Here is a 24,951-nt window from a genome sequence, read left to right as displayed (position 1 = left end):
AGCGGTGCATCCACCCAAGGAAGAGACCTTCGACCTGCGCGGCTACACCAACACCGACCCGAAAGGGGTGGTGCGCGCCGTCGACGTCTACACGGTGCACCCGTGGGGCCTCTACCTGGCCCGCCCCACCCCGGGCCGGGCCCAATTCCACTACCTGGAGTCCTGGCTGCTGCCGTCGCTGGGTCTGCGTGCGACCGTCTTCCATTTCAGCCCCGGTTATGAACGCGACCAGGACTTCTACCTCGACGTCGGCGAGTACACCGCCGGACCGGAACGCTGGCACTCCCGGGACCACTACCTGGATCTGGTGGTCCGCACCGCATCCGGCGTCGAGCTCGCCGACACCGACGAGCTGATGGCCGCCGTCGCCGAGGGCCTGCTGAGTCAGCACGACGCCGAACACGCGGTGCTACGCGCGGTGGCCGCCGTCGACGGCCTGGCCCGCCACGGCTACGACCTGCACCGATGGCTGGCCGGCCAGGGCATGCCGGTGACCTGGCCGGTCAGCGACGGGCTTAGGGGGTCACCACCGGGATCTCGGTAGTCGCCGGGTCGTCGGCCGCGGGGCCGGCCCCGCGGCCGGTCACGGCCGGCCGATTGCGGGTGAGCGACGAGGTGGGCAGCACCTTGATCGGCCACCAGAACCAGCGGCCCAGCAGCGCCGCGATCGACGGCGTCATGAACGCCCGGATGATGAAGGTGTCGAACAGCAGGCCCAGGCAGATCGCGGTCCCGGACTGTCCGATCGAGACCAGGTCACTGCTGATCATTGCGCCCATGGTGAACGCGAACACCAGACCCGCCTGGGTGGCCACGCTGCCCGATCCCCCGACGCCGCGGATGATCGCGGTATTCATCCCGGCGCCGAGTTCTTCCTTGAAGCGGGACACCAGTAGCAGGTTGTAGTCCGATCCCACCGCCAACAGGATGATCACGGTGAACGGCAGCACGAACCAGTGCAGCTGCAGGCCGAGGATGTGTTGCCAGATCAGGACCGACAGCCCGAACGACGAGCCCAGGGAGACTGCGATCGTTCCGACGATCACCGCGGCCGCGACGAGGCTGCGGGTCAGCACCAGCATGATGATCATGATCAGGCACAGCGATGCCATCACCGCCAGCATCATGTCGTATCGCAAGAACTCGCCGATGTCGTGATAGGTCGGCGCCGTGCCGCCGATGTAGACCCGGGCTCCCTGCAGCGGAGTGCCCTTGATCGCCGCCTTGGCCGCGGTCAGCTCCTCCTCGGTCTTGGAAAGCGCCGCGTTGCCGGCCGGGTCGCCCTCGTGGGTGACGATGATCTGCGCGGACTTCCCGTCCGGCGAGACCATCAACTTGAGGCCCTTCTGGAAGTCGGCGTTGTCGAAGGCTTCCGGCGGCAGATAGAAGAAGTCGTCGTTCTTCGCCGCGTCGAAGGCCTGCCCCATGACGGTCGCGGTGTCGGTCATCCGCGCCATCTGGTTGATCATCCCGTTGAAAGTGCTGTACATCGTCAGCATCGTTTCGCGGATGTCCTTGGAAATGGCGATCATCGGCGGCAGCTGCGACACCATCTGCGGCATCAGGGTGTCCATGTGCTCCAGGTCGCCCAGCATCGCCGTCATCTTGTCGCTGAGATTGTCGACACCGTCGAGCCCGTCGAAGATCGACCGCAATGACCAGCACATCGGGATACCCGAGCAGTGCGGCTCCCAGTAGAAGTAGTTGCGCATCGGACGCCAGAAGTCGTCGAAATCAGCCATGTGGTCCCGCATTTCATCGGTGACCTGCTTCATCTCGGTGGTGTGGCCCACCATGTCGTGGGTGACTCCGGCCTGCTCCGACATCAGAGCGTGCATGCGCTCCATGATCTCGATCATCGAACCGAGTTGATCGGTCATGTGCAGCATGTCGGCCATCCGGCCCTTGAGGTAGTCGAGGTTCTCGGTGATGGGCACCGACTGCATGCTCAGCTGAAACGGCACCGAGCTGTGGTCGATCGGCGCCCCCAGCGGCCGAGTGATGCTCTGTACCTTGTCGATTCCGTCGAGGCGGAAGATGTTCTTCGCGATCCGATCCAGTACCAGCATGTTGCCCGGCGTCCGCAGGTCCTGGTCGGTCTCGACGAGCACGATGTCGGGGTTCATCCGGGCCTTGGAGAAGTGTCGATACGACGCCTCGTAGCCCTGAATCGACGGCAGGCTCTTGGGGATGTAGTACTGGTCGTTGTAGTTCACGGAGTACGACGGCAGCACGCCGATCCCGATCAGGGCGACGATCATGGTCACCACGAAGATCGGCCCGGGCCACCGCACGATCGCGGTCCCGATCCGGCGCCAGCCCCGCGCCGAGAGTTTCCGCTTGGACTCCAGCAGGCCGAATCGAGTGCCCAGCAACAGAACCGCGGGGGTGATCGTCATTGCCGCGGCAACCACGACCAGCATGCCGACCGCACACGGCACACCCATGGATGCGAAGTACGGCAGCCGGGTGAACTTCAGGCAGAACGTGGCGCCGGCAATCGTCAGACCCGAGCCCAGCACCACATGCGAAACACTGTGGTAGGTGGTGAAGTACGCGGTGATGCGGTCTTGGCCCGCCGCCCTGGCCTCCTGATAGCGGCCGATGAAGAAGATCGCGTAGTCGGTACCGGCCGCGATCGCCAGCGAAGTCAACAGGCTCACCGCGAACGTGGACAGCCCCATGATCTCGAAGTGGCCCAGAACGGCCACGATCCCGCGCGCCGCTCCCAGCTCGACGAAGACGGTGAACAAGATCAGCAGCACCGTCGCGATCGAGCGGTAGATCAGCAGCAGCATGACCGTGATCACCACGAAGGTGATCGCCGTCATCTTGAGCATGCTCTCGTCGCCGGCGTCGTTCATGTCCATCGTCAGCGCGGCCTGACCGGTCACATAGACGTGCAGGCCGGGCGGCGGCGAACTGCCGTCGACGATGTCGCGCACCGACTGCACCGATTCCTTGCCGGTGGTGGTGCCCTGGTCGCCGACCAGGTTCAGCTGCACGTAGGCGGCCTTGTCATCCATGCTCTGGGCGCCTCCGGCGGTGATCCGGTCACCCCAGAAGTCCTGCACGTACTCGACGTGCTCGGTGTCGGCCCGCAGCTTCTCCACCAAGCCGTGGTAGTAGGTGCGCGCCTGCTCGCCGAGCGGTTCGTCGCCCTCCAGCAGGACCATCACCATGCTGTCGGAGTCGAACTGCTCGAAGTTGGCGCCCTGCTTCTTGATCGCCTGGTAGGACTGGGCGTCCTTGGCCGCCAAGGACACCGAATGTGCCTTGCCGACCTCTTCGAGCTGCGGCACAACGACGTTGACGACGACGGTGAGCGCCAGCCACGCCACCACGACCAGGAGCGGCACGCGGTGAATGAACCGCGCGACGCGGGAATGGGTGACGGTGTCGGTGTCGCTCATGCCGACTTCACCAGACAGAAGACCTGAGCGTTATGGGTGTCGATCGTCTGCTCGTCGCGCACCTCGCCGTTGACGGTGATCCGGCAGCCGATCGAGCTGCTGTCGCCCTGGGCGACCACGTTGGCGAAGATGGACGTCAGCTTGGTGGAGATCGTGAACGACCACGGCAAGGTCGTGAAATCGGCGCGCTGCGGCTGCGAGTTCTCGTCGAGGTAGTTCACCTGGCCAACCGTCCCCTCGGGTCCGAACACTTCGTAGATGACGTCTTTGGGGATCACGGGTCTGGACTCGTCGATGAAGGCGGTCGACGCGGGTTTGGGCGCCATCACCGCATGGATACGAAAACCCGCAAAAGCTGCCAGCGTGCCCACCAGGACCACGACCATCGGAATCCAGGCGCGCTTCACGAAGTCAAAAATGTTCTTTCCCTTTCGCTTTCGCGGTTGGCCCAGGGGGCTCTAAAGGTGTTGCAGGGGTTCCAGCAAGCTCACACAGCGCCGGACCTCGTCCGACAACGAGCCGGCCTCCGGGTCGCGCGACCAGCGCTGGATGCCGGTGTTCGCCGTCGCCATCACCGCGCTGGCGACGACTTCGACGCGCCGATCGTCGCTGGGCAACTGGAGTCGCTGGGCGATCAGCTCGACGAGCTGCGTTTCCAGCTCGGCCAATTCGGCGGTGTGTAACCGGAGCAGCTCCGGGATCTCGCAGATCATCCGCAGCAGCGTCGCGAGGCCCACCGAGTTCGAGGTATGGACCTCGATGTGATTGATCACCAGTTCGGCCACGTCGGCCATCAGACGTTCTGCGCCCGGACCACTCCGCACCACGGCGCTGAGCGCCGGGTCGAACGGCGGAAACGGCAGCACCACCGACGTTTCCTTGTTCGGGAAATAGTTGAAGAAGGTGCGTACACAGACGCCGGCCCGCTCGCTGATCATCGGGACGGTCACCGCGTCGTAGCCCTGCTCGGCGATCAACTCGACCGCCGCGCGGTGGATGGCCGCCTCGGTTTCGCGCCGCCGGCGTTCTCTCAGCGAGCTGACCTGCGGCGCATCCACCCGGAAATCATTGCACACAATGCAAACTTTGCGCGCCATGCAAATTTTGTGATTCCGATCTCTCCGGCGCACGGACTGTGACGCGCACTATGCCCGAGGGCCATTGCCCCGACCGCGCTAAACTCCGCTGATATGAACGCCAAACTGCGAATCGGTGTCGTCGTTGCCACCACCGCAGCCGTGCTGGGGTGTGGTCAGCTGATCCCAGCGCCGGCCGCCGCCGAAGACGAGCTGCACAATGTCACCTACATCGCGAAGGTCGACGCCTGGTCCAGCGGCAACGTGGTCACGTTCATGCGCAACGACACCGAGACCTCCAGCGCGGACCTGGATGCGTTCGGAACCCCGTTCGAGGCCAACACCGTGATGAGCGACCCCAGCAAGGCCGGCATGGTGATCCGGCTGCGCTTCCCGACCACCGCGACCGTGCATTGCGAGATCAAGGTCGACGACGTCACCACGGTCAAGAGCGAGCGCTTCGTCAACACCTGGGGCAACACCAACGACCCCCACACCGGCGCGATGCTGTGCGGCGCGCTGATCAGCAGCATGGCCTAGGGCGCCGGTAAACCCTTCTAGGGCCGCCACCCGGTGTCGTCGGCCCAGGCCCACGCCCGCCGGTAGGCGGTGTCGAACCACGGTTCCTTGACGTCGCAGTACGCGTCGATGTCGCCGTCGACCGCCGCGCGTTCGGCCTCGCGCTTGATCGCCAGATAGTCGGCCCGAGCCTCGGCGTCGGCGGACAGCCAGGCCGGAAACAGCAGGGCGAACTGCTGATTGGGCCAGCCCGCGACCCGGATGTGCACATTGGTGGCCCGACCCGGGTCGGCAGAGGCGTGAAACCGCTTCTGCCACAAGGCCGGGTCATCGGTGTGATCGAACTCCGCGACGGTGCTGCGGGCGTCGGGCTTGCCGTTGTCGGCGGTGATCGCTTCGCGCCGTGGGTATCCGGCGGCCAGCAATGCCTCGGCCAGTTCGTCGGCCACCGCCAGGGATTCGACCGTGACCTGCACGTCGATGACGTCTTTGGCGTCCAGTCCGGCAACCGCGGTGGATCCGATGTGATCGACGCGGAGCGCCCGGTGACCACAGGTGGTGCGCAGCCGGGCCAAGATGCGCTGCGCCTGATCCGGCCAGGTCGGGTCGGCCGGCATCAGCTGTGTCGGGGACGGCACCGTCTGTCGGGTGGTGAGGTTGTGTGCGAACGGCAGGATGCGCTGCTCCCACAACTCAAGTGCTTTGGCGGCCAAATCTTCCGGGCTGCCGGAGTTGTCCAGCCAGACGTCGGCGACGTCGCGCCGCTGCGGCTCGGTGGCCTGCGCGGCAATCCGGGCCCGCGCGTCGTCCTCCGACATGCCGCGGATCTCGGTCAGCCGGGCCACCCGAGTCTCTACCTCGGCGTGCACCACGACCACCAGCGGGAAAAGCGGGGCCATCTGCGACTCGACCAGCAGCGGAATGTCCTCGACGATCACGGCATCCGTGCCGGCTGCGGCGATCAGCTCCGAACGGCGTTGCGCCACCAGCGGATGCACGATGCCGTTGAGGGTGGCCCGCTTGTCGTCGTCACTGAACGCGATCGCGGCCAGCGCCGGACGGTCCAAAGCTCCGTCCGGAAGCAGGATGCCCGGCCCGAAGGCCTCGACCAATTTGGCGAGGCCTTCGGTACCGGGCTCCACGACTTCACGGGCGATGACGTCACCGTCAACGATGACGCCGCCGTGGCGGCTGAAGGTAGCCGACACCGTCGACTTACCGGCGCCGATACCGCCGGTCAGACCGATACGCAGCATCTGCGCCCCTTCAGCACGCTTGGGCGCGACTTAAGCGCTGTTACCGGCGAGCTTCTCCCGCAGTGCGGCGAGCTGCTCGTCGCTGGCCAGCGAACCGCCGGCCGGAGCCTCGTCGCGGTGCGAACCGTTGGCACCCGAGCGCGGCTCGGCGTGCTCGGCAGCGGCGAACTTCTCCATCTGCGCGGTGTGCATCTTGTGACGACGCTCGGCCTCGGCGTAGCGGGCCTCCCACTCGGTGCGCTGCTTGTCGAAACCTTCGATCCACTCGTTGGTCTCGGCGTCGAAGCCCTCGGGGAAGATGTAGTTGCCCTGCTCGTCGTAGCTGTCGGCCATGCCGTACTTCGAGGGGTCGAACTCCTCGGTGTAGTCCTCGTTGGCCTGCTTGAGGCTCAGCGAGATCCGGCGGCGGTCCAGGTCGATGTCGATGACCTTGACCATGGCGTCGTCGCCGACGGCAACAACCTGGTCCGGGACCTCGACGTGGTGCTCAGCCAGCTCGGAGATGTGCACCAGACCCTCGATGCCCTCCTCGACGCGGACGAACGCACCGAACGGCACCAGCTTGGTGACCTTGCCCGGGACGATCTGACCGATCGCGTGGGTGCGGGCGAAGTGGCGCCACGGGTCTTCCTGAGTGGCCTTGAGCGACAGCGAAACCCGCTCGCGGTCCATGTCGACGTCGAGCACCTCGACGGTGACCTCGTCGCCCACCTGAACAACCTCGGACGGGTGGTCGATGTGCTTCCAGGACAGCTCGGAGACGTGCACCAGGCCGTCCACACCGCCCAGGTCGACGAACGCGCCGAAGTTGACGATCGAGGAGACGACACCCTTGCGGACGGCGCCCTTCTGCAGCTGGTTGAGGAACTCGCTGCGCACCTCGGACTGGGTCTGCTCCAGCCAGGCACGACGGGACAGCACCACGTTGTTGCGGTTCTTGTCCAGCTCGATGATCTTGGCTTCGATCTCTTTGCCGATGTAGGGCTGCAGGTCGCGGACCCGGCGCATCTCCACCAGCGAGGCCGGCAGGAAGCCGCGCAGGCCGATGTCGAGGATCAGGCCGCCCTTGACGACCTCGATGACGGTGCCCTTGACGGCCTCGTCCTTCTCCTTGAGCTCTTCGATCGTGCCCCAGGCGCGCTCGTACTGGGCGCGCTTCTTGGACAGGATCAGACGACCCTCTTTGTCCTCTTTGGTCAGGACCAGGGCCTCGACCTCATCACCGACGGACACCACCTCGTGGGGGTCGACGTCGTGCTTGATGGACAGTTCGCGGGAGGGGATGACCCCTTCGGTCTTGTAACCGATGTCGAGCAGGACCTCGTCCCGGTCAACCTTGACGATCGTCCCCTCGACGATGTCGCCATCGTTGAAGTACTTGATCGTTTTGTCGATGGCGGCGAGAAAGTCCTCGGCCGAGCCGATGTCGTTGACGGCTACTTGCGGCGAGGTGACGGTGGGACTTGGCATGTGTTGGGTTGCTCCGGACATTTTGGCGTAGTAGGGACTCAGGTGTTATCACGCATGCTGCGCATGCGGTCGCCCGCGATCTGGTCTAGGACTAGTCGAGGACTACCTGTTGAGGCTACTCGACGCGTTGCACGCTGGACAAACCGGTGACTACGCTCCCTCGCTATGCCTCAGATGCGGAACCGGCGAAGGGTCGGAGCGCCGCTCATCGTGATCGTCCTGCTCGCCGTCCTCACCGTGTTCCTGTTGCTGCTGTTCACCGCGGCAAACCCGGGCGGAACTCTGACAGCGCTGGTACTGGCGAGCATGTCGATGCTGGTGGTGCTGTTGTGCTATCGCTGGCTGGACCGCTGGGAGCCCGAGCCGCGCCGGCTGTTGCAACTGGCGTTCTTGTGGGGCGCATCGGTGGCCGTGGTGCTGGCGGTCGGGCTGGAGACCTTCGGGTCCTCGGTCGCCACGGTACGGCCTCTGGTGTCGAAGGCCTTCGACATGGCGGCCATCCAGGCGCCGTTCATCGAGGAGGCCGCGAAGGGCCTGTTTCTGCTGGTCATGCTGACCGGGCGCCGACGGCTGGCGCTGAACTCGCTGACCGACTGCATGGTCTATGCGGGCGTCGTGGCGGTGGGTTTCGCCTGGATGGAGGACATCGTCTACATCGCGCCGGCCGAGTCACCGGCAAAGATGGCCGCGGTGGCCATCGCCCGGCTGATCTTCGGTCCGTTCGCCCACCCGCTGTTCACCACGATGACCGGAATCGGGGTGTTCTTCGCGCTGCGCCGTCACGGATTCTGGTCGAAGGCCATCGTGATCCTGATCGGCTACCTGGCCGCGGTGGCGATGCACGCCTCGTGGAACGCCTCACTGGCCATGGGAGGCGGGCAGCTCTTCCTGGTGACCTACGTGTTCTGGTTGGTTCCGGTGTTCCTGCTGATGGTGCTGCTGGGCATGCTGAGCCGTCGGCATGAGCAGCAGCTGGTAGCCAGCAAGCTGCCCGGCATGGTGGCCGGCGGCCTGATCAGCGCCAACGAGGCGACCTGGCTGGGATCGATCCGCACGCGCAAGCTCGCGATCCGCGAGGCCACCCGCATCGGTGGGCGGCCCGCGGGCAAGGCGGTTAAGAAGTTCGCCGTCCAGGTGGTTCGGCTGGCGTTCATCCGGGACCGCATCGACCGGGGCTTCGGAGATCCCGAGGTGTTCGAGGTGCAGCAGGAGGACGCCTACGGGGTGGTGGCCGCCCGCACGGCTGCGCCCGTGCTCTACACGATGGCCGGGTATCACTCTCCCCTGCCGGCGCGGCGCTGATCCGAAGGAGGCCTCGCGATGTCGCTGCGCAACCGCCTCACCGACTTCTTCGGTATCGAACACCCGATCATGCTGGCGCCCATGGCGCAGGCGGCCGGTGGCCGGCTCGCGGCGGCGGTCACCCATGCCGGTGGGCTCGGTCTGCTCGGCGGGGGTTACGGCGACCCTGACTGGGTGCAGCGCGAGTTCGATGCCGCCGGCGACGCTCGCGTCGGCTGCGGATTCATCACCTGGAGCCTGGCCCGCGCACCGGAGGTCCTCGACGTCGCACTCAACCGGAACCCGGCGGCGATCATGCTGTCCTTCGGTGATCCCGAGGCGTTCGCCGCAGACATCCGCGACGCGGGCGTTCCGCTGATCTGCCAGGTGCAGACCCTGGACCAGGCGCAGGCTGCGCTGCGGGCGGGCGCGAAGGCCATCGTGGCCCAAGGCGCCGAGGCCGGTGGCCACGGAATGTCGGGCGGCTCGACTATGACGTTTGTCCCGGCCGTCGTAGACCTGGTGGCCGAGCACTCGCCGGAAACATTCGTACTGGCCGCCGGTGGTATCGCCGACGGCCGTGGGGTGGCCGCGGCGCTGGCCCTGGGCGCCGACGGTGTCCTGGTCGGCACGCGGTTCTGGGCCGCCACCGAGGCACTCGTGTCGCCCGGTGCACACGAGCGCGCCATCCGAGCCAGCGGCGAGGACACCATCCGCACCCGCGTCTACGACCTTGTGCGACAACTCGATTGGCCTGCCCACTACGACGAGCGGGCGCTGGTCAACACGTTCCTGCAGAGCTGGCACGGCGACGACAGCCGCTTGCTGGCCAGCCTGCCCGAGGCCATCGCCGCCTTTGAGGCCGGACTCGCCGCGGCGGACTTCGACATCGCGCACATCCTGATCGGCGAGGCCGTCGGCCTCATCCACGACGTGGTGCCCGCGGGTGCCATCGTGGCGCAGATGGTTCAGGACGCGACCAGGATCCTGAACCGCGGCTCGTGACGGCCTTGATGGCTGGCCGACCCGGATTTTCAGTACCGTCGATACCGGCGAGGAGGCCGGTCGATGACGACTTCGGAAGAACTGATTGCGCTGGAGCAACGCGGGTGGGAGGCGCTCGCGACGCGCGGTGAAGCCGCCGCGGACTTCTACCGGGAGGTCCTCGACGATGACATCGCGATGGTGTTCCCAGGCGGCATGTCGATTTTTGACCGCGATGCCGTCATCGCGTCCATGGGCGGCGAGCCGTGGTCATCCTTTGAGCTCAGCGATATCCACGTGCTCATGCCGGTGCCCGACGTTGGCATCGTCACCTATCGCTCGACGTCGCAACGCGGAGATCAGCCCACTTACGTTGCCCTGGTCACCAGCGTGTACACCCGGCGGGCGACGCCTGGCGACTTACGTTGCACCAACAGACTGCCGCCTGACCACCGTTAGAAGGGTGGTGGGTCGTCGTCTGCGGCGGGGGCGAGTTTGGGGAACCAGACGGCGTCGAATGCGGCGCGTCGGGCTTGGCGGGCTTTGCGGTTCTGGTTGCGTTCGGTAGCGATACGGGCCGCGCGGTGTTGGGCACGGGTACGCCGTCGGCGGGGCATCATCGCGGTCCGATCCCCACAGCGGTCATCGACACGTGGCTTGGGTGCTGGCAGCTCCCCGGTGGGTGCGCACAAGTGCGGGAACAGCCACGAACTGCCCGGGGTGCTGACGTACGTGCACCCCGCCGGCGAAGTCAGGATCACCGTGCCATCAGGCAGCTGCTGATCCCGCCACCCCCAAAACGTCTTCACCAAATGATGGGTACGGCAATAACATTTGAGATTCGACGCATGCGTGGGCCCACCGTCACCGTAGGCAATCGTATGGTCCAGATCGCAGTCGAGCGCCGGGCAGTCACAACCGGGCCAGCGACACGTCATATCCCGGCACCGCACAAAATCCGCCAACGCCTTCGACGGCACATAACCGGGCTCCGGTGGAGCATCGCCGGGATGCACCAACGACACCAACCGGGCCGACCGGGCGAGCTCGGCGATCAACTCCGGCGGGATCAGCCCATCGGCCCCGACCAACGAACCCGGTGCATCACCGGTCCCGTCGACGGTGGCCCGCTCGGCGATCACATGAATCAGCACCGGCGAGGCCGCCGCCCGACCGCCCGCCGCGCAGTCCGGGCGCCCGCAGCGGCAACCCAGCCGATCGGCGCGGGCCGCCAACGCCCCCATCGCATCGGCACGCCGCTGAACACGCGTGCGGGGATCGTGCTCACACACCGTGGCCGCCAACGCATCCAAGGCCTTGTCCAGGGCACGGGCATCGGTGGTGAACAGGCTGCCATAGATCTCGGTGATCCCGCCCTCCTGATCACTGAAGCCGACCTCACGCTCGGCTTGGCGTTCTTTGCGGCGGCGCACCGCATCAGCGTCGGCCTGGGCCACGATCTTGTCGATCTTGGCCGCCAACCGACTCTTGGTCAGCGACGGCCACCGACCCACCTGCGCCGCCAACTGCCCATCAACGACCCCCAGCAACTCCCGGTCGGTGATCAACCCGGTGCGATACACGATCGTCTGAAACAACCGCATATCGATATCGCCGGCCTTGAACACCTCGGCCACCTGCGGCAACTCCTCACGCATGACCCGGGCATAGTGCAACCGACTAGCCGCCAGCCCCTGGCTGATCCGCAACGCCGCCGCCACCTCCGCAGCCACCGCCGCCTCGGTATCGACCGCCCACTCTTTGGTCTCACCACAGCAGCTCAACCGCAGCGCGAACAACTCCCCGATCGCCACCAACTGCGCCGCCGCCGCCCGATTCTCCGCCCGCGCCGACACACAAACCCGATCCACCAACACCGCCGACTCCGGCGTCACCGAGGGGTACCGCCGCTGGAACCGCTCACGAAGCCGCGCCACCGACTCCGGAGACGGAACCCGCGACGACCGTTCGAACATACGTTCGATTATAGCGTTCGGGGCTGACACCGGCCACCGCCGATGAGGCGACGCCTAGTGCGCGGCGGCGTCCCAGGATCGCCCGTACCCCACCGCGACCTCCAGCGGAACGCTGAGCGGATAGGCGCTGCCCATCTTGTCGCGCACCAGCGCCTCCAGCGGCTCACGTTCGCCGTCGGCCACCTCGAACAGCAATTCGTCATGCACCTGTAGCAGCATTCGCGACCGCAGGGTGGAGGCCTTGAGGGCCTGATCGACGTTGATCATCGCGACCTTGATGATGTCGGCCGCACTGCCCTGGATCGGGGCGTTGAGCGCGGCCCGCTCGGCGGACTCCCGGACCTGGCGGTTGCTGCTGTCCAGTTCCGGCAGGTAGCGCCGCCGGCCCAGCACGGTGGAGGTGTAGCCGTCCTTGCGGGCCTGCTCGACCACCTCGTGCAGATAGTCGCGGACCCGGCCGAACCGGTCGAAGTAGGCGTCCATCTGCTCTTTGGCCTCTTCGGTGGAGATCTTGAGCTGGGAGGCCAGCCCGTAGGCACTCAACCCGTAGGCCAGGCCGTAGGACATTGCCTTGACGCGGCGGCGCATGTCCGGGGTCACCTCGTCGATGGGCACCGAGAACGCCCGCGACCCGACGAACGAGTGCAGGTCTTCGCCGGTGTTGAACGCCTCGATAAGGCCCTCGTCGGCCGACAGGTGCGCCATGATGCGCATCTCGATCTGGCTGTAGTCGACCGTCATCAGCTCGGGGTAACCCTCGCCCACCACGAAGCCGTCGCGGATCTGGCGGCCGGCATCGGTGCGGATCGGGATGTTCTGCAGGTTGGGGTCGGTGGACGACAGCCTGCCGGTCGCCGCGATCGTCTGATTCAGCGTCGTGTGGATCCGGCCATCGGAGGCAACCGATTTCAGCAATCCGTCGACCGTCACCTTCAGCCGGGTGACGTCGCGGTGGGTCAGCAGGTGCTCCAGGAACGGATGACCGGTCTTGTCGAACAGGGTCTGCAGCGCGTCGGCGTCGGTGGTGTAACCGGTCTTGGTCTTCTTGGTCTTGGGCATGCCCAATTCGTCGAAGAGCACCACCTGCAGCTGCTTGGGCGATCCGAGATTGATCTGCTTGCCGATCACCGCGTACGCGGCCTCGGCCGCGTCGCGAATCTGGTCACCGAACCGGCTCTGCAGCTGGCTCAGGTGATCGAGGTCCACACCGATCCCGGCGGTCTCCAGCTCGGCAAGCACCCGCTGCAGGGGCAGCTCGATGTCGGCGAGCAGTCCGGACGAGTCGATACGGGCCAGCTCAAGATCCAGCGCGTCGGCCAGGTCATTGACGGCCCGGGCCCGCAGGATCGCGGTCTGCACGGCCTGATCGTCGACACCCTCGGTGTCATCCAGGAGCGAAAGCTGTTGCTGTTCATCGGATTCGGCACGCAATTCCCGGCGCAGGTAACGCACCGAGAGGTCGTCGAGGCTGAAGCTGCGCTGGCCGGGCCGCACCAGGTAAGCGGCCAGGGCGGTGTCAGAGGTGACGCCGTCCAGGGTCCAGCCGCGCCCGGCCAGGTCGTGGATGGCCAGCTTGGCCTCGTGCAGCGCCTTGGGCTTGGCCGGGTCGGCCAGCCAGGCGCCCAGTGCGGCGTCGTCCTCGGCGGTCAGCGCCGCGGTGTCGATGTAGCCGCCTTCGCCGTCCGCCGAGGCCAGGGCCAGCGCGGTCGCGTCGCTGTCGAAGCTGCGGTGGGTGCCGATCACGGCCAGCCCGGTGCGCCGGCCATCGGCGGCGTGTTCGGCCAGCCACGAGCCGACCGTCCCCGGCTCCAGGGCACCGCCGCGCACCTCGAAGCCCTCCTCGGCTTCGGGCACCGCACCACCGGCGGTGGAGAGCGTCTCGAACAGCCGGTCACGCAGCACCCGGAACTCGAGGTCGTCGAAGAGCTGATGGATCTGCTCACGGTCCCACGGCACCAGTCGCAGGGTGTCCGGCGTCTGGGCAAGCGGCACGTTGCGGACCAGATCGGTCAGCTCGCGGTTGAGGATCACGGTGGACAGGTTGGCGCGCAACGCATCTCCGACCTTGCCCTTGACGGTGTCGACCTGGTCCACCAGCCCCTGCAGGGAGCCGTATTCGGTGATCCACTTCGACGCGGTCTTCTCCCCCACCCCGGGGATGCCCGGCAGGTTGTCGCTGGGGTCGCCGCGCAGCGCGGCGAAGTCGGGGTACTGCGCCGGGGTCAGGCCGTACTTCTCGACGACGGCGTCCGGGGTGAAGCGGGTCAGGTCGCTGACGCCCTTGCGGGGGTAGAGCACGGTGACGTTCTCGTTGACCAGCTGCAGAGCGTCGCGGTCGCCGGTGACCACCAGCACCCGGTAGCCCTCGGCGTCGGCTTGGGTGGCCAGGGTGGCGATCAGGTCGTCGGCTTCAAAGCCGGGTTCAGACAGCGTGGTGATGCCCAGCGCGGCCAGCACCTCCTTGGTGATATCGATCTGGCCGCGGAACTCATCGGGGGTCGACGAGCGGGTGGCCTTGTATTCCGGGAAGCGCTCGGAGCGGAACGTCTGCCGCGACACGTCGAACGCGGCAGCAATGTGGGTGGGATTCTCGTCGCGCAGCAGGTTGATCAGCATCGCGGTGAACCCGTAGACCGCGTTGGTCGTCAGGCCGCTGCGTGTCTTGAAGTTCTCCGCGGGCAGGGCATAGAACGCGCGATACGCCAGCGAGTTTCCGTCCAGAAGCAGCAGCGTGGGTTTGGTCTGACTCACGGACCCAACTCTAGGCACCCGCCCCGACACCCAGTAACTGCCGCGCCCTGTCGACGAGCACCCGGGCGGCGGGGCTGCGCGGTCCCGACGCACGCCAGGCCAACACCAGCCGGCCCCGCAGCTCCGGTGTCAGCCGCAGTGGGTGCAGGCCCGGGCGGCAGCGAGCCATCGAGCGCGGCAGGATCGCGACCCCGAGCCCACGCTCGGCGAGCTCGGCCAGCGCCTGCGGGGTGCTGGCCTCAAACGCGATCCGGGGCGAGACGCCGACCGCAGCGCAGGCCTGATCGAGCTGGCGGCGGATGCCGGTGCCGACCGGCAGGGTGATCAGCGGCCGCCGCGCCAACTGCGCGAGGCTGACCGTGGCATGTCCGGCCAGCTCGTCGGCCGGGCTCACCGCGGCATCGACGGGCTCGTCGGTGACCACCTCGATGTCCAGCCCGGCGGGTTGCTCGCCGGGACCGACCGAGACGATCGCCACGTCCAAGTCGCCGCCGCGAACCGCCTCGATCAGCTCATCGGAATTAGCTGTGCTGAGGGTGATTTCGACGTTCGGATACTCGGCGTGAAACTCGGCGAGCAGCCCGGGCACGTCGACGGGATGGGCGGTGACGGTGCCGATCGTAACCGTGCCGCGCACCAGCCGGCTGAGCTCGTCGACGGCCAGCCGCACGTCATCCACCGCCGCCAACGCGGCCTTGGCGTACGGGAGCACCGCCGCGCCGGCCGCCGTCGGGCGGACCTCCCGGCGGGAGCGGTCCAGCAGCCGCTGGCCGAGTTCTCGCTCCAGCCGCCCGATCTGGGCGCTGACCGCCGGCTGCGCCACATGCACCCGTTGCGCCGCGCGGGTGAAGTTGGCTTCCTCGACCACCGCCACGAAGTATTCGAGCTGTCGCAGTTCCATAAGCGATGAATATAGTTTCTGGACTAAACAGATATTGGACTTATAGTTTCCGGGCCAGGACGCTGAAGTCATGACAGACGTTGTGATCGCCGGAGCCGGCATCGGCGGATTGACCACCGCACTGACCCTGCACGCCTGTGCGATCCCCGCGACCGTCGTCGAAAGCGCTCGGGAGCTGCGACCGCTGGGCGTCGGCATCAACCTGCTGCCGCACGCCGTCCGCGAGGTGTTCGCGCTGGGGCTGGGCGAGCGGCTGTCGGCGCTGGCGGTGGCGCCGACATCGCTGGCGTACTTCGACACTCGCGGCCGGGAACTGTTCCGTGAACCGCGAGGGTTGGCGGGCGGCTACGAATTCCCGCAGTACTCGGTGCATCGCGGGGACCTGCAGCTGTTGTTGCTCGACGCCGTGCGGGAGCGGTTGGGGGCGGGCGCAATACGCACCGGATCCCGGGTCACCGGGTTCGTCGACGACGGCGACGCGGTGCGGGTGCAGCTGGGTGATGACGAGCTGGCGGGTTCCGTCCTGGTGGGTGCCGACGGGATTCATTCGGCGGTGCGCGCCCAGTTGCACCCCGCCGGCGACGAACTGCGGTGGTCGGGGGTGCGGATGTGGCGCGGCGCCGCACCGGGCGAGCCGTACCTGGACGGGCGGACCATGGCGATCGTCAAGGCCGACGACGGCATCGAGTTGGTGATCTACCGGATCGGCTCCGGCCTGATCAACTGGGTGCTGCTGGTGCCCGAAGCCCCACCCGGGCCACTGCCGGGCACTGCACGCTGGAACCAGCGGTGCGACGCCGATCAGGTGTTGGCCTACCTGGACGGCTGGAAGGTGGGGTGGCTCGACGTCGTCGACCTGGTGGGACGCACCGCTGACCCGCTGGAATACCCGATGGTCGATCGCGATCCGCTGCCGTGGTGGGGCCGTGGTCGGGTAACCCTGCTGGGCGACGCGGCGCACCCGATGTATCCGGTGGGCGCCAACGGCGGATCGCAGGCCATCTTGGACGCGCGCGCCCTGGCAGACAGCCTGGCAGCGCATCCGGACACCGGCCTGCGGGTCTATGAGGAGCACCGCCGGGAAGCGACCGCAGCGGTGGTGGCCGCCAACCGCGAGATGCACCGCAGTGGGGCCATCCTGCGGTCGGACAGCCTGGCCCGGGTGGCCGCCGCCTACCGGCGCGACACCGGAGCCGACCGGGCGCGGGTCTGAACTTAGAACACGTTTCAGTTTCGCCGTTCGGGTTGGGTACGCTGACCGGGTGCCAGATGTAGCCTCGCAGCCGGCCATCGACGGGTGGTTCGCCACCGACGACGCCGGCCTCCCCCACCTGACCGGCGCCAAGTGTCCGCAGTGCGGCACCTATGTGTTCCCGCCGCGTGAGAACAACTGCCCCAACCCCGCCTGCGACGGCGACGTGTTGGAGCCGGTCGCGCTGTCGCGGCGCGGCAAGATCTGGAGCTACACCGAGAACCGGTACCTCCCGCCGTCTCCTTACCCGCCGAGCGACCCGTTCGAGCCGTTCGCGATCGCCGCGGTGGAACTGGCCGACGAGGGCCTGATCGTGCTGGGCAAGGTCGTCGAAGGCACCCTGGCCGCGGACTTGAAGGTCGGCATGGAGATGGAACTGACCACCATGCCGCTCTACACCGACGACAACGGCGTGACGCGCACCGTCTACGCGTGGAAGAAGGTGGACGCATGAGTGCTCCTGAGCCGCTGTACATCCTGGGTGCGGGAATGCACCCGTGGGGCAAGTGGGGCCGCGACTTCACCGAGTACGGGGTGGTCGCCGCCCGTGCCGCGCTGGCCGACGCCGGCCTGAACGCGCAGCAGATCCAGTTCATCGCCGGCGCGGACACCATCCGCAACGGCTACCCGGGCTTCATCGCCGGTTCGACGTTCGCCCAGAAGCTGGGCTGGAACGGGGTTCCGGTGTCGTCGTCCTACGCCGCCTGCGCCTCCGGTTCGCAGGCCCTGCAGAGCGCCCGGGCCCAGATCCTGGCCGGCTTCTGCGACGTGGCGCTGGTGATCGGCGCCGACACCACCCCCAAGGGCGCCTTCGCCCCGGTCGGCGGCGAGCGCAAGAACGACCCGGACTGGCAGCGGTTCCACCTGATCGGCGCGATGAACCCGGTGTACTTCGCGCTGCTGGCGCGCCGCCGGATGGACCTCTACGGCGCCACCTCCGAGGACTTCGCGCAGGTGAAGGTGAAGAACTCTCGCCACGGCCTGAGCAACCCGAATGCCCGCTACCGCAAGGAATCCGCGGTTGCCGACGTGCTGGCCAGCCCGGTGGTCTCCGACCCGCTGCGCCAGCTCGACATCTGCGCCACCTCCGACGGTGCGGCCGCGTTGATCGTGGCCAGCGCGGAATTCGCCCGCAAGCACCTGGGTTCGCTCGACGGTGTGCCGTCGGTGCGGGCGGTGTCCACCGTGACCCCCCGCTACCCGCAGCACCTGCCCGAATTGCCGGACATCGCAACCGATTCCACCGCCGTGGTGGCGGCCCCGGAGCGGGTGTTCAAGGACCAGATCCTGGATGCGGCCTACGCCGAGGCCGGGATCGGCCCCGAGGACGTCAGCCTCGCCGAGGTCTACGACCTGTCCACCGCGCTGGAGATCGACTGGTACGAGCACCTGGGCCTGTGCGCCAAGGGTGAAGGCGAGCAGCTGCTGCGCAGCGGCGCCACCACCATCGGCGGCCGGGTGCCGGTGAACCCGTCCGGTGGGCTTGCCTGCTTCGGCGAGGCGATCCCGGCGCAGGCCATCGCCCAGGTGTGCGAGCTGACCTGGCAGCTGCGCGGTCAGGCCACCGGCCGGCAGGTCGAGGGCGCCACGGTGGGCGTCACCGCCAACCAGGGTCTGTTCGGGCACGGCTCGTCGGTGATCGTCGCCCGGTAGTTTCTCCGCGATGGCAGAATCCGTCGTCGTCAAGGTCAAGCCGGGCAGCCGCAAAGGCCCCCTGGTCGAGACCGACGACGACGGGCAGCTGACCGTCTACGTGCGCGAGCCCGCGGTGGACGGCAAGGCGAACGCCGCCGTCATCCGGGTGCTGGCAGAGCATTTCGACGTTCCGCGCAGCCGGGTCGAGCTGGTGTCCGGTGCGGGCGCGCGCGTCAAGCGTTTCCGGATCGATCGGTAGGCGGTACGTCGAGAATTCGCACGGTCCCCTGCGAGCCGTCGATGTCCACCCACGCGCCGTCGGGGATGACGTGGGTGCCGTTGCCTGTCCCGATGACGCACGGTATGCCGAGTTCACGCGCGATGATCGCGGCGTGCGACAACGTGCCGCCCACATCGATGGCCATCCCGGCCACCGCCATGAACCGCACCACCCACGACGGGTCGGTGGTTCGTGCGATCAGTACATCGCCAGCGCCGAGGTCGACGGACGCGCTGGGATCGGTCACCACCCGCGCCCGTCCCCGGGCACGGCCCGGGCTCGCAGCGGCACCGGTGATGAGTGACTGTCCCCCGACCGCGACCGGCGGGTTGCCCGGATCGCCGGCAAACGACAGCGGGGGTTCCTGTGTGGCGAATCGTGACCGAATCCGTTGGCGAGCAAGGATATCCGCCGAAGACAGCGCGACGTTCCCCCGGAGTTCGTCGAGTGTGCACCAGACCGCATCCGCATCCATGAAGGACACCGCATGGCGGGCAACGTCAAGATCTTGTAGGAAGGCGGTCTTCCCGATCTCCCGACCGACCAGGGCTCGACGCGCCATCGCGATCAGGCCGGTGACGGCACCGCGCCGCGCGCGCGGCAAAAGAGCACGCAGGTCCGACTCTGCCTGACGTCGTTCATCGCGCCGGCGGTCCAACGCGACACGCGGATCGCGTACACCGCCGCCATCGGCCCAGGTGTGTGCTGCCTGCAGCACCGGTTCCGGGTTCTGCCGCCACGACGCGGACGCGATCTCGCCCTCGTCGGGTCCGTGGAATCCGTGTTCGCGAAGGAACTGGTCGAGCGCGATCGCGCCGCCGGCAAGCAGACCGAGATCCCTGGCCAGCTGCGCTTCGGGGAGGTCACCATCGCCGGAGAGCAGGTCGATCGCCAGATCGCCGGCCACGCGCTCGACTGCCTGGTACAGGCTTTGGCACAGGTACGTCTGCATGGTGTGAATGGTCAAGGTCTCCTCGAAGCGCCTGGCGGCCCCGACCAGCAGCGCCAGAGGATCGTCGGCCGGTCGCCACGCATCCCGCTGCCACGCTTGCCGTGAAGTCGCACTGGCGGCGCGCAGGCGCCGATTCAGCAACGCAAGGGTGACCGGTGCGCGGAGGGCCATCCGGCATGCCGTCGCGACGCGCGCGTGTGTCGGTGCCGCATCGACGTGTTCCGCCTCGCCGAGAAGCTGCTGGCTGAACGCGCTCGGATCCACGCCGGGGATCCGAGCGACTTGGCTCAACAGCAAGTCGACCGACAGCACCGGCCAGCCCCGTGCGAGGGTCAGAAGCTGCCCCTGTCGGCTCTCGCGCTGTGTCACGACGCCGAGGTGGGTCTGGGTTTGTCGCTGCGCCTCGGTGAGGCCAACACTCCACATCGACCAGGAAAGCGGCGTCGGCACGCCAGGCACGGCTTCACCGATGTTCACTCGGGTCCAACGACTTTCGGGCGCTCGCGGCGGGTCATATAGCTCGATGCTTCTCGCCTGGGCCGCCACCACGTCGGCCCCGGTGACCGGCCGCGCCTGCAGAACCCAGACCTGACCTTGTTCATCGACGACCCACTCGATGTCCTGCGGGCAGTCGTACCACCGTTCGATCCGCACTGCACACTCGGCAATGTTTCGAATCTGGTTGTGGGACAACGGGTATTTCTGCATCAATACCCCGGTGTCGACGACATGCAAGCCGCTCTTGTCCACCACCGTGCGCTCGGGCGTGACCAAGCCATCGGTCACATTTCCGCCATCTCCGTGCGCAAACTCGATGACCACCCGGTCCGTACGGCCGCTCAGGGGGTCCGCGGTGAAGGCGACGCCTCCACAGGCCGGATCGATCTGCTGCTGAACGACGACGGCCATGTCGACATCGAGCTCCAGCCCCCGCGCTCCACGGTATCGGCGAGCCCGCGAGGACGAGGTCGACGTCCAGCAATGGTCCACGGCGGCAAGCAGTTGCGTCATGCCCCGTACGTTGAGAACCGTCTCGTAGATTCCGGCATGCGACGCACTGTCGCCGTCCTCGGACACAGCCGAGGAGCGCACCGCCACGGCGACGTCATCGCCCATGACCTGGTAGTGCGCGGCGATCGCCTCGCGTAATACGTCCGCTGGGACCGCATGCCCCGGGACGCCGATGACGAATCCGTCGGGTACGGGCAGCCCGGCCGCCAGCAGTTCGCCGAGGTTGGCGCCCTTGCCGCCACTGAACGCGATATCGGTTGCGCGGATGTCACGCAGTCGCTTGATGACCGCGCTCATGCACCCGGAAAGGTGTTGCGGTCCACGAGCGCCATGAAATGCAAATCTATCTGCTGCGAGGCGGTCTCGGGGAGGGTTTCGCGCCCCGCACAGCAGGGTGAAGTCCACGTTCATAGAAACCCGCCTAGAAGCTGAGACCTGGGTACGACTCCGGTCGAACTACTGCCGCAAACACTACCCCACAGAAGCCGCTGAGCCGCTACTTACATTCATATTTTGACGGGGCCAATCCCCGTGAACTGGGAAACCGCCCGACACATGACCACGCCGTCGACAACTGCCACAAAAGTTGTAATACCTGCGTCTTTGCTAGCGCTTCGCCTAGGCGGCCAGAGCGTAGGAGCACGTGCCGCAATCCCGTTACCAGCGATAACTTCATGTATCTGAAACTTGTTCTGATTTTTTGTATACAAATCATCTAACTCTCAGCTACTGTCGCGCCGTTCCATGTCGCGCTGTGCCCCAGATACCTGAAGGAGACCCCTTTGCACGCCACAGTTCGCCCCTACGCCACCGCAGGTGTGGCACTGGTGGGGGCCAGTCTTGTCGCGGTGACACCGGCGGCCGCCCCACTGCCCGCTCTGCCTGATGTCCAGTCACGCCCGGTGGCGTTGACCAGTGCGTGGGACGACGTGCTCAATGCAACGTCGGCGAACGTCACCACGATGCTGAACAACTGGTATCTGGCCCCGGCTGTGGGAATGCAGCAGTTCTGGGCCAACCAGATGAGCTACGCCGACCAGTTGGCCAATGACCCGGCGGGTTCGGTCAACGCGATCAACGAGCAGATCCAACTGCACTTGAATGCGGTGATCTCCGGCTGGGCGCTGCAGAACGCCACCGACGAAACCCGGGCCACGGTGCTCAACCACACCATGGACGGCACGCACCAACTGATGTTCGGCCAGATCGCCGGCTACATCCCACCGGATGTGGACAAGGACTCGATCATGCCGATCATCGACTACCTGGGGTCGCCATCCAGTGCCCTGCTCATGGCGTCGATCGGGCCGATGATCAGCCCGTGGATCGCGTTGCTCAACGGCATCACCGACGGTGACAACCCGTTCGACATCCTGGCCAATATGGGCGGCGCGTTCTTCAACGGCGCCACGCTGAACCTGGACGCGCTGTTGCCGATGATCAACGCTTCCGGTTATTTCCCGGCCGGCATGAACATGGACCATCTGGACTTTGCCTTCGCTGGTTTGCTCTCTACGGGTGCGGCCGCGGTGAGCTACCAGGTGCTGGGCCCGGGCGGTGAAATCGCGGCCGAAGTGCCGTCGGTCGGTGGCTCGCTGTTCCAAAGCGTGGGCCTCGAATTCAGCGGGGTCCCGGTGATTGGCAGCCTAGACCTGAACAGTGCCGCCATCGGGCCGATCGCTGCCTGGCAGGCCTGGGGACAGACCGTCGGCGCCCTGCTGGGCTCGGGCTGGGACGGCAAGGGCCCGGTGGTGGTCACTCCGCCGCTGGCGGGAGCTGAGTTGCCCATCATCGCCGCCGACGCGCTCGATGACGGCGGCTCCGGTGCGGCCACCGACGCATTCGGCTGGCTGGGCGACCTGTTCGGCTTCTGAGCCCCAAAACCCTTTACCCCCATTCCTTGAGAGAGGTATCCCTGCACATGAGTCACCACATCAATGCACCCCGCGCCTCCCGGGCGGTCGGCGCCGCCAGCGCGGTCGGCGCATTCCTGACATTCGGCATGGCCCCGCTGACCCTGGCACCCCCAGCACAGGCCGACGAATTCGATTGGATCACTGATCTTTTCGATACCACGGCATGGCTGACCCCCGAACCGGCCGAGGTGGGCGCCTTCGACTGGACCACCACGATCGATCAGTGGTTCTACGACCCCATCCATGACGGCCTGCAGGCCTGGATCACCAGTGACTTCGGTGAATTGGTCAACGGCTGGATCAACACCGCCGCCGGGCAATACCTGATCGGCAACGGCGTCGACGGAACCGAAGCCAACCCCGACGGCGGCAACGGCGGCCTGTGGTTCGGCGACGGCGGCGACGGCTGGGACAGCACCGAAGCCGGGGTCGCAGGCGGCAACGGCGGCAACGCGGCCGGCTGGCTCGGCGACGGTGGGACCGGCGGTGACGGCGGAGCCGGCGCCAACGGCGGTGACGGCGGAGCCGGCGGCAACTGGATGGGCAACGGCGGCAACGGCGGCAACGGCGGCGCCTCCCTCGACCCGACTATCGCAGGCGGCAACGCCGGTGCTGGCGGCAACGCGTCTGGATGGTTCTTCGGCAACGGCGGCAACGGCGGCAACGGCGGTACCGGCGCCAACGGTGCCGCAGGCACGTGGGCCAACGGCGGCGACGGTAACGGCGGACGCCCCAGTGCCGGGGGCAACGGCGGGGGCGGCGGCCGCAGCAGCTTCATGTTCGGAAACGGCGGCAATGGTGGCGATGGTGGCCGCGGCGGCAACGGCGGGGACGGCGCCAACGGCACCGCCGAGCACGTCAACGGCGGCAACGGCGCAAATGCCCAGGTCGACCTTAGAGCCGGCACGGGTGGTGCGGCCGGGGCCCGCGGCTCCACCATCTACAGCGACCCGTCCTTCGGACGTGCCGGGCAGTACGGTGCCAACGCAGTCGGCGGCAACGGCGGCAACGGCGGCAACGCCTACCAGGACGCCAACGGCATCTACCTCGGCAACGGCGGCGCTGGCGGCAACGGAGCCAACGCCGGTGGCTACTCGTTCGGGACCGGCATCGGCGCCGACGGCGGCAATGGCGGCAATGGTGGCGCCGGGGCCAACGGCGGCAACGGCGGTAGCGGTGGGTCCGCTGGCCTGTCTTCGGCTGGAGCCAGGGACAGTGGCGCAGTGACCGGCGGCAGAGGCGGCGACGGCGGCGACGGCGGCTTCGCCGGCGCCGGCAAGGGCGGCAACGGCGGCAACGGCGGCTCGGGCCGCGGCGAAGGCGGGGGGCTTGGCGGCGATGGTGGCAACGCCGCCACCGATGACCCTACCGTCCAGACCATTGGTGGCAACGGCGGCACCGGGGGTTCCGGCTTTACCGGTGGCCCTGGCGGCGACGGCGGCAAGGGCGGCACCGGTACCTATGCCGGCGGCAACGGCGGCAACGGCGGTAGCGGCGGCAGTGGCGGCGGCCATGCCGGCGGTAAGGGTGGTGACGGCGGTACCAGCACCGGCTGGCAGCACGACGGCAACACTTACAGCATCGGCGGCAACGGCGGCAACGGCGGCAGTGGCGGCGGCGGCGCCGGCACTGTCGCCGCGGGGACTGGTGGGGCGGGTGGTGCCGGCGGCAACGGCGCCCCGGGACCCGGTGTGGTCAGCGTCGGCGGCAACGGCGGCAACGGCGGCAACGGCGGGGCCAACGTGGGCAGCGCCCTGTCGGGTGGTGGCGCCGGCGGCGACGGTGGGGCAGGCGGGGCCGGCGGCTCCGGCACTGCCTCCGGCGGCAACGGCGGCACCGGCGGCAACGGCGGAGCCGGAGCAACAACAGCCGGCAACGGCGGCAATGGCGGCATCGGGGGTACTAGTGGCGGCGTCGAAACGCCGGCCAACGACCTGGGTATCGGGCCCAGCCACGCCGGCAACGGCGGCAACGGGGGCGCCGGCGGGGCCGGCGGTGGTTACGTCGACGGCGGTTCCCCCTCCACCGATCCGGTCGGCGGCAACGGCGGAACCGGTGGCAACGGCGGCAACGGCGCCGGCGCCGTCAACGGCGGCACCGGCGGCAGCGGCGGTACCGGCGGTGCGGTCGGCGAGACCCCCGGCGGGCCCGGCCAGCCCGGCACGGCGCCCACCGGGACGACCGGTGGCACCGGCGGCACCGGCGGCACCGGCGCTCACCCGGCACCCGCCGGGTAGCCGACGGACAAGAAGGCCCGGCGCGGGGCAGCGCGCCGGGC

The 24,951-nt window shown here is 67.6% G+C and carries 20 protein-coding genes; 11 read left to right on the top strand and 9 right to left on the bottom strand.

The window, feature by feature from the left end:
• The first annotated feature begins 4 nt into the window (after window positions 1-4).
• On the top strand, window positions 5-544 hold the full coding sequence (locus MJO54_RS10365) for a ribonuclease FAU-1 family protein (protein ID WP_046285746.1): 540 nt from the start codon (window positions 5-7) through the stop codon (window positions 542-544).
• On the opposite strand, the gene MJO54_RS10360 is transcribed toward MJO54_RS10365, so the two are convergent.
• The 3 genes from MJO54_RS10360 to MJO54_RS10350 form a co-directional block, all read right to left on the bottom strand.
• Window positions 516-3,413, bottom strand: coding sequence for an MMPL/RND family transporter (locus MJO54_RS10360; protein ID WP_240175875.1), 2,898 nt, complete (start codon window positions 3,411-3,413; stop codon window positions 516-518). The genes MJO54_RS10365 and MJO54_RS10360 overlap by 29 nt on opposite strands.
• The gene (locus MJO54_RS10355) at window positions 3,410-3,799 is read right to left on the bottom strand and encodes an MmpS family transport accessory protein (RefSeq protein ID WP_240175964.1); all 390 of its coding nucleotides are present in this window, start codon (window positions 3,797-3,799) and stop codon (window positions 3,410-3,412) included. The genes MJO54_RS10360 and MJO54_RS10355 overlap by 4 nt, the downstream gene beginning before the upstream one ends.
• 72 nt (window positions 3,800-3,871) lie before the next feature.
• The gene (locus tag MJO54_RS10350; protein ID WP_240175874.1) at window positions 3,872-4,510 is read right to left on the bottom strand and encodes a TetR family transcriptional regulator; all 639 of its coding nucleotides are present in this window, start codon (window positions 4,508-4,510) and stop codon (window positions 3,872-3,874) included.
• A gap of 93 nt (window positions 4,511-4,603) precedes the next feature.
• Here MJO54_RS10350 and MJO54_RS10345 point away from each other — a divergent pair, with 93 nt between their 5' ends.
• Window positions 4,604-5,029 carry a hypothetical protein gene (locus MJO54_RS10345; RefSeq protein WP_046285748.1) on the top strand — a complete coding sequence of 142 codons (426 nt, stop codon included), beginning with the start codon at window positions 4,604-4,606 and terminating at the stop codon, window positions 5,027-5,029.
• Between the two features lie 17 nt (window positions 5,030-5,046).
• Here the strand turns inward: MJO54_RS10345 and coaE are convergent, their stop codons facing one another.
• Together coaE and rpsA are read right to left on the bottom strand one after the other, a co-directional pair.
• Window positions 5,047-6,264, bottom strand: a complete 1,218-nt coding sequence (gene coaE / locus MJO54_RS10340) for a dephospho-CoA kinase (protein ID WP_105294371.1) — start codon at window positions 6,262-6,264, stop codon at window positions 5,047-5,049.
• Between the two features lie 30 nt (window positions 6,265-6,294).
• On the bottom strand, window positions 6,295-7,734 hold the full coding sequence (gene rpsA / locus MJO54_RS10335; protein ID WP_046285750.1) for a 30S ribosomal protein S1: 1,440 nt from the start codon (window positions 7,732-7,734) through the stop codon (window positions 6,295-6,297).
• 174 nt (window positions 7,735-7,908) lie between these two features.
• On the opposite strand from rpsA, the gene MJO54_RS10330 reads away from it, so the two are divergent.
• The 3 genes from MJO54_RS10330 (at window position 7,909) to MJO54_RS10320 (ending at window position 10,458) form a co-directional block, all read left to right on the top strand.
• Window positions 7,909-9,036 (top strand): PrsW family intramembrane metalloprotease, encoded by a 1,128-nt coding sequence (locus MJO54_RS10330; RefSeq protein ID WP_046285751.1) that lies wholly within the window; start codon window positions 7,909-7,911, stop codon window positions 9,034-9,036.
• 18 nt (window positions 9,037-9,054) lie between these two features.
• Window positions 9,055-10,020 carry an NAD(P)H-dependent flavin oxidoreductase gene (locus MJO54_RS10325; RefSeq protein WP_046285752.1) on the top strand — a complete coding sequence of 322 codons (966 nt, stop codon included), beginning with the start codon at window positions 9,055-9,057 and terminating at the stop codon, window positions 10,018-10,020.
• A gap of 63 nt (window positions 10,021-10,083) precedes the next feature.
• Entirely contained in the window at window positions 10,084-10,458 is a 375-nt protein-coding gene (locus MJO54_RS10320) for a nuclear transport factor 2 family protein (protein WP_240175873.1), read from the top strand.
• On the opposite strand, the gene MJO54_RS10315 is transcribed toward MJO54_RS10320, so the two are convergent.
• From MJO54_RS10315 to MJO54_RS10305, 3 genes are read right to left on the bottom strand one after another with little or no spacing between them, the layout of a single operon-like run.
• Entirely contained in the window at window positions 10,455-11,975 is a 1,521-nt protein-coding gene (locus tag MJO54_RS10315; protein ID WP_240175872.1) for an HNH endonuclease signature motif containing protein, read from the bottom strand. The two genes, MJO54_RS10320 and MJO54_RS10315, sit on opposite strands and share 4 nt — an antisense overlap.
• A 54-nt stretch (window positions 11,976-12,029) precedes the next feature.
• Window positions 12,030-14,744 carry a DNA polymerase I gene (polA, locus tag MJO54_RS10310; RefSeq protein ID WP_046286381.1) on the bottom strand — a complete coding sequence of 905 codons (2,715 nt, stop codon included), beginning with the start codon at window positions 14,742-14,744 and terminating at the stop codon, window positions 12,030-12,032.
• Window positions 14,737-15,627, bottom strand: a complete 891-nt coding sequence (locus MJO54_RS10305) for a LysR family transcriptional regulator (protein ID WP_046286379.1) — start codon at window positions 15,625-15,627, stop codon at window positions 14,737-14,739. The genes polA and MJO54_RS10305 overlap by 8 nt, the downstream gene beginning before the upstream one ends.
• Before the next feature lie 70 nt (window positions 15,628-15,697).
• On the opposite strand from MJO54_RS10305, the gene MJO54_RS10300 reads away from it, so the two are divergent.
• The 4 genes from MJO54_RS10300 to MJO54_RS10285 are packed head-to-tail and all read left to right on the top strand — an operon-like array spanning window position 15,698 to window position 18,773.
• A complete protein-coding gene (locus MJO54_RS10300; RefSeq protein ID WP_046286378.1) occupies window positions 15,698-16,840 on the top strand; it encodes an FAD-dependent monooxygenase in 1,143 nt (380 codons plus the stop codon).
• 49 nt (window positions 16,841-16,889) lie between these two features.
• A complete protein-coding gene (locus MJO54_RS10295; RefSeq protein ID WP_046286377.1) occupies window positions 16,890-17,333 on the top strand; it encodes a Zn-ribbon domain-containing OB-fold protein in 444 nt (147 codons plus the stop codon).
• Window positions 17,330-18,532: a lipid-transfer protein gene (locus tag MJO54_RS10290; RefSeq protein WP_046286376.1), complete on the top strand. Its 1,203-nt coding sequence runs from the start codon at window positions 17,330-17,332 to the stop codon at window positions 18,530-18,532. Before MJO54_RS10295 ends, MJO54_RS10290 begins: the two co-directional genes overlap by 4 nt.
• A gap of 10 nt (window positions 18,533-18,542) precedes the next feature.
• On the top strand, window positions 18,543-18,773 hold the full coding sequence (locus tag MJO54_RS10285; RefSeq protein WP_024441357.1) for a DUF167 domain-containing protein: 231 nt from the start codon (window positions 18,543-18,545) through the stop codon (window positions 18,771-18,773).
• Here the strand turns inward: MJO54_RS10285 and MJO54_RS10280 are convergent.
• Window positions 18,748-21,054, bottom strand: coding sequence for a PEP/pyruvate-binding domain-containing protein (locus tag MJO54_RS10280; protein ID WP_046286375.1), 2,307 nt, complete (start codon window positions 21,052-21,054; stop codon window positions 18,748-18,750). The two genes, MJO54_RS10285 and MJO54_RS10280, sit on opposite strands and share 26 nt — an antisense overlap.
• Window positions 21,055-21,539: 485 nt before the next feature.
• On the opposite strand from MJO54_RS10280, the gene gjpA reads away from it, so the two are divergent.
• Both gjpA and MJO54_RS10270 read left to right on the top strand, forming a co-directional pair.
• Window positions 21,540-22,631, top strand: a complete 1,092-nt coding sequence (gene gjpA, locus MJO54_RS10275) for an outer membrane porin GjpA (protein ID WP_133165009.1) — start codon at window positions 21,540-21,542, stop codon at window positions 22,629-22,631.
• A gap of 47 nt (window positions 22,632-22,678) precedes the next feature.
• Window positions 22,679-24,910 (top strand): PGRS repeat-containing protein, encoded by a 2,232-nt coding sequence (locus MJO54_RS10270; protein WP_259602905.1) that lies wholly within the window; start codon window positions 22,679-22,681, stop codon window positions 24,908-24,910.
• The last annotated feature ends 41 nt before the right edge of the window (window positions 24,911-24,951 follow it).

The sequence above is a fragment of the Mycolicibacter virginiensis genome (genome assembly GCF_022374935.2).
GTDB classification, from domain to species: Bacteria; Actinomycetota; Actinomycetes; order Mycobacteriales; family Mycobacteriaceae; genus Mycobacterium; species Mycobacterium virginiense.
The sequence above is the reverse complement of the archived record's forward strand: the minus strand, read 5'-3'. Positions and strand labels throughout refer to the sequence as shown.

What these genes read in the sequence shown, in the direction of transcription:
- MJO54_RS10345 (WP_046285748.1), top strand. Translation starts at nt 4,604, where the DNA reads ATGAACGCCAAACTGCGAATCGGTGTCGTCGTTGCCACCACCGCAGCC.
- rpsA (WP_046285750.1), bottom strand. Translation starts at nt 7,734, where the DNA reads ATGCCAAGTCCCACCGTCACCTCGCCGCAAGTAGCCGTCAACGACATC.
- MJO54_RS10290 (WP_046286376.1), top strand. Translation starts at nt 17,330, where the DNA reads ATGAGTGCTCCTGAGCCGCTGTACATCCTGGGTGCGGGAATGCACCCG.
- MJO54_RS10350 (WP_240175874.1), bottom strand. Translation starts at nt 4,510, where the DNA reads ATGGCGCGCAAAGTTTGCATTGTGTGCAATGATTTCCGGGTGGATGCG.
- MJO54_RS10330 (WP_046285751.1), top strand. Translation starts at nt 7,909, where the DNA reads ATGCGGAACCGGCGAAGGGTCGGAGCGCCGCTCATCGTGATCGTCCTG.
- coaE (WP_105294371.1), bottom strand. Translation starts at nt 6,264, where the DNA reads ATGCTGCGTATCGGTCTGACCGGCGGTATCGGCGCCGGTAAGTCGACG.
- MJO54_RS10360 (WP_240175875.1), bottom strand. Translation starts at nt 3,413, where the DNA reads ATGAGCGACACCGACACCGTCACCCATTCCCGCGTCGCGCGGTTCATT.
- MJO54_RS10355 (WP_240175964.1), bottom strand. Translation starts at nt 3,799, where the DNA reads ATGGTCGTGGTCCTGGTGGGCACGCTGGCAGCTTTTGCGGGTTTTCGT.
- MJO54_RS10300 (WP_046286378.1), top strand. Translation starts at nt 15,698, where the DNA reads ATGACAGACGTTGTGATCGCCGGAGCCGGCATCGGCGGATTGACCACC.
- MJO54_RS10325 (WP_046285752.1), top strand. Translation starts at nt 9,055, where the DNA reads ATGTCGCTGCGCAACCGCCTCACCGACTTCTTCGGTATCGAACACCCG.
- MJO54_RS10280 (WP_046286375.1), bottom strand. Translation starts at nt 21,054, where the DNA reads ATGAGCGCGGTCATCAAGCGACTGCGTGACATCCGCGCAACCGATATC.
- MJO54_RS10315 (WP_240175872.1), bottom strand. Translation starts at nt 11,975, where the DNA reads ATGTTCGAACGGTCGTCGCGGGTTCCGTCTCCGGAGTCGGTGGCGCGG.
- MJO54_RS10320 (WP_240175873.1), top strand. Translation starts at nt 10,084, where the DNA reads ATGACGACTTCGGAAGAACTGATTGCGCTGGAGCAACGCGGGTGGGAG.
- MJO54_RS10270 (WP_259602905.1), top strand. Translation starts at nt 22,679, where the DNA reads ATGAGTCACCACATCAATGCACCCCGCGCCTCCCGGGCGGTCGGCGCC.
- MJO54_RS10305 (WP_046286379.1), bottom strand. Translation starts at nt 15,627, where the DNA reads ATGGAACTGCGACAGCTCGAATACTTCGTGGCGGTGGTCGAGGAAGCC.
- MJO54_RS10285 (WP_024441357.1), top strand. Translation starts at nt 18,543, where the DNA reads ATGGCAGAATCCGTCGTCGTCAAGGTCAAGCCGGGCAGCCGCAAAGGC.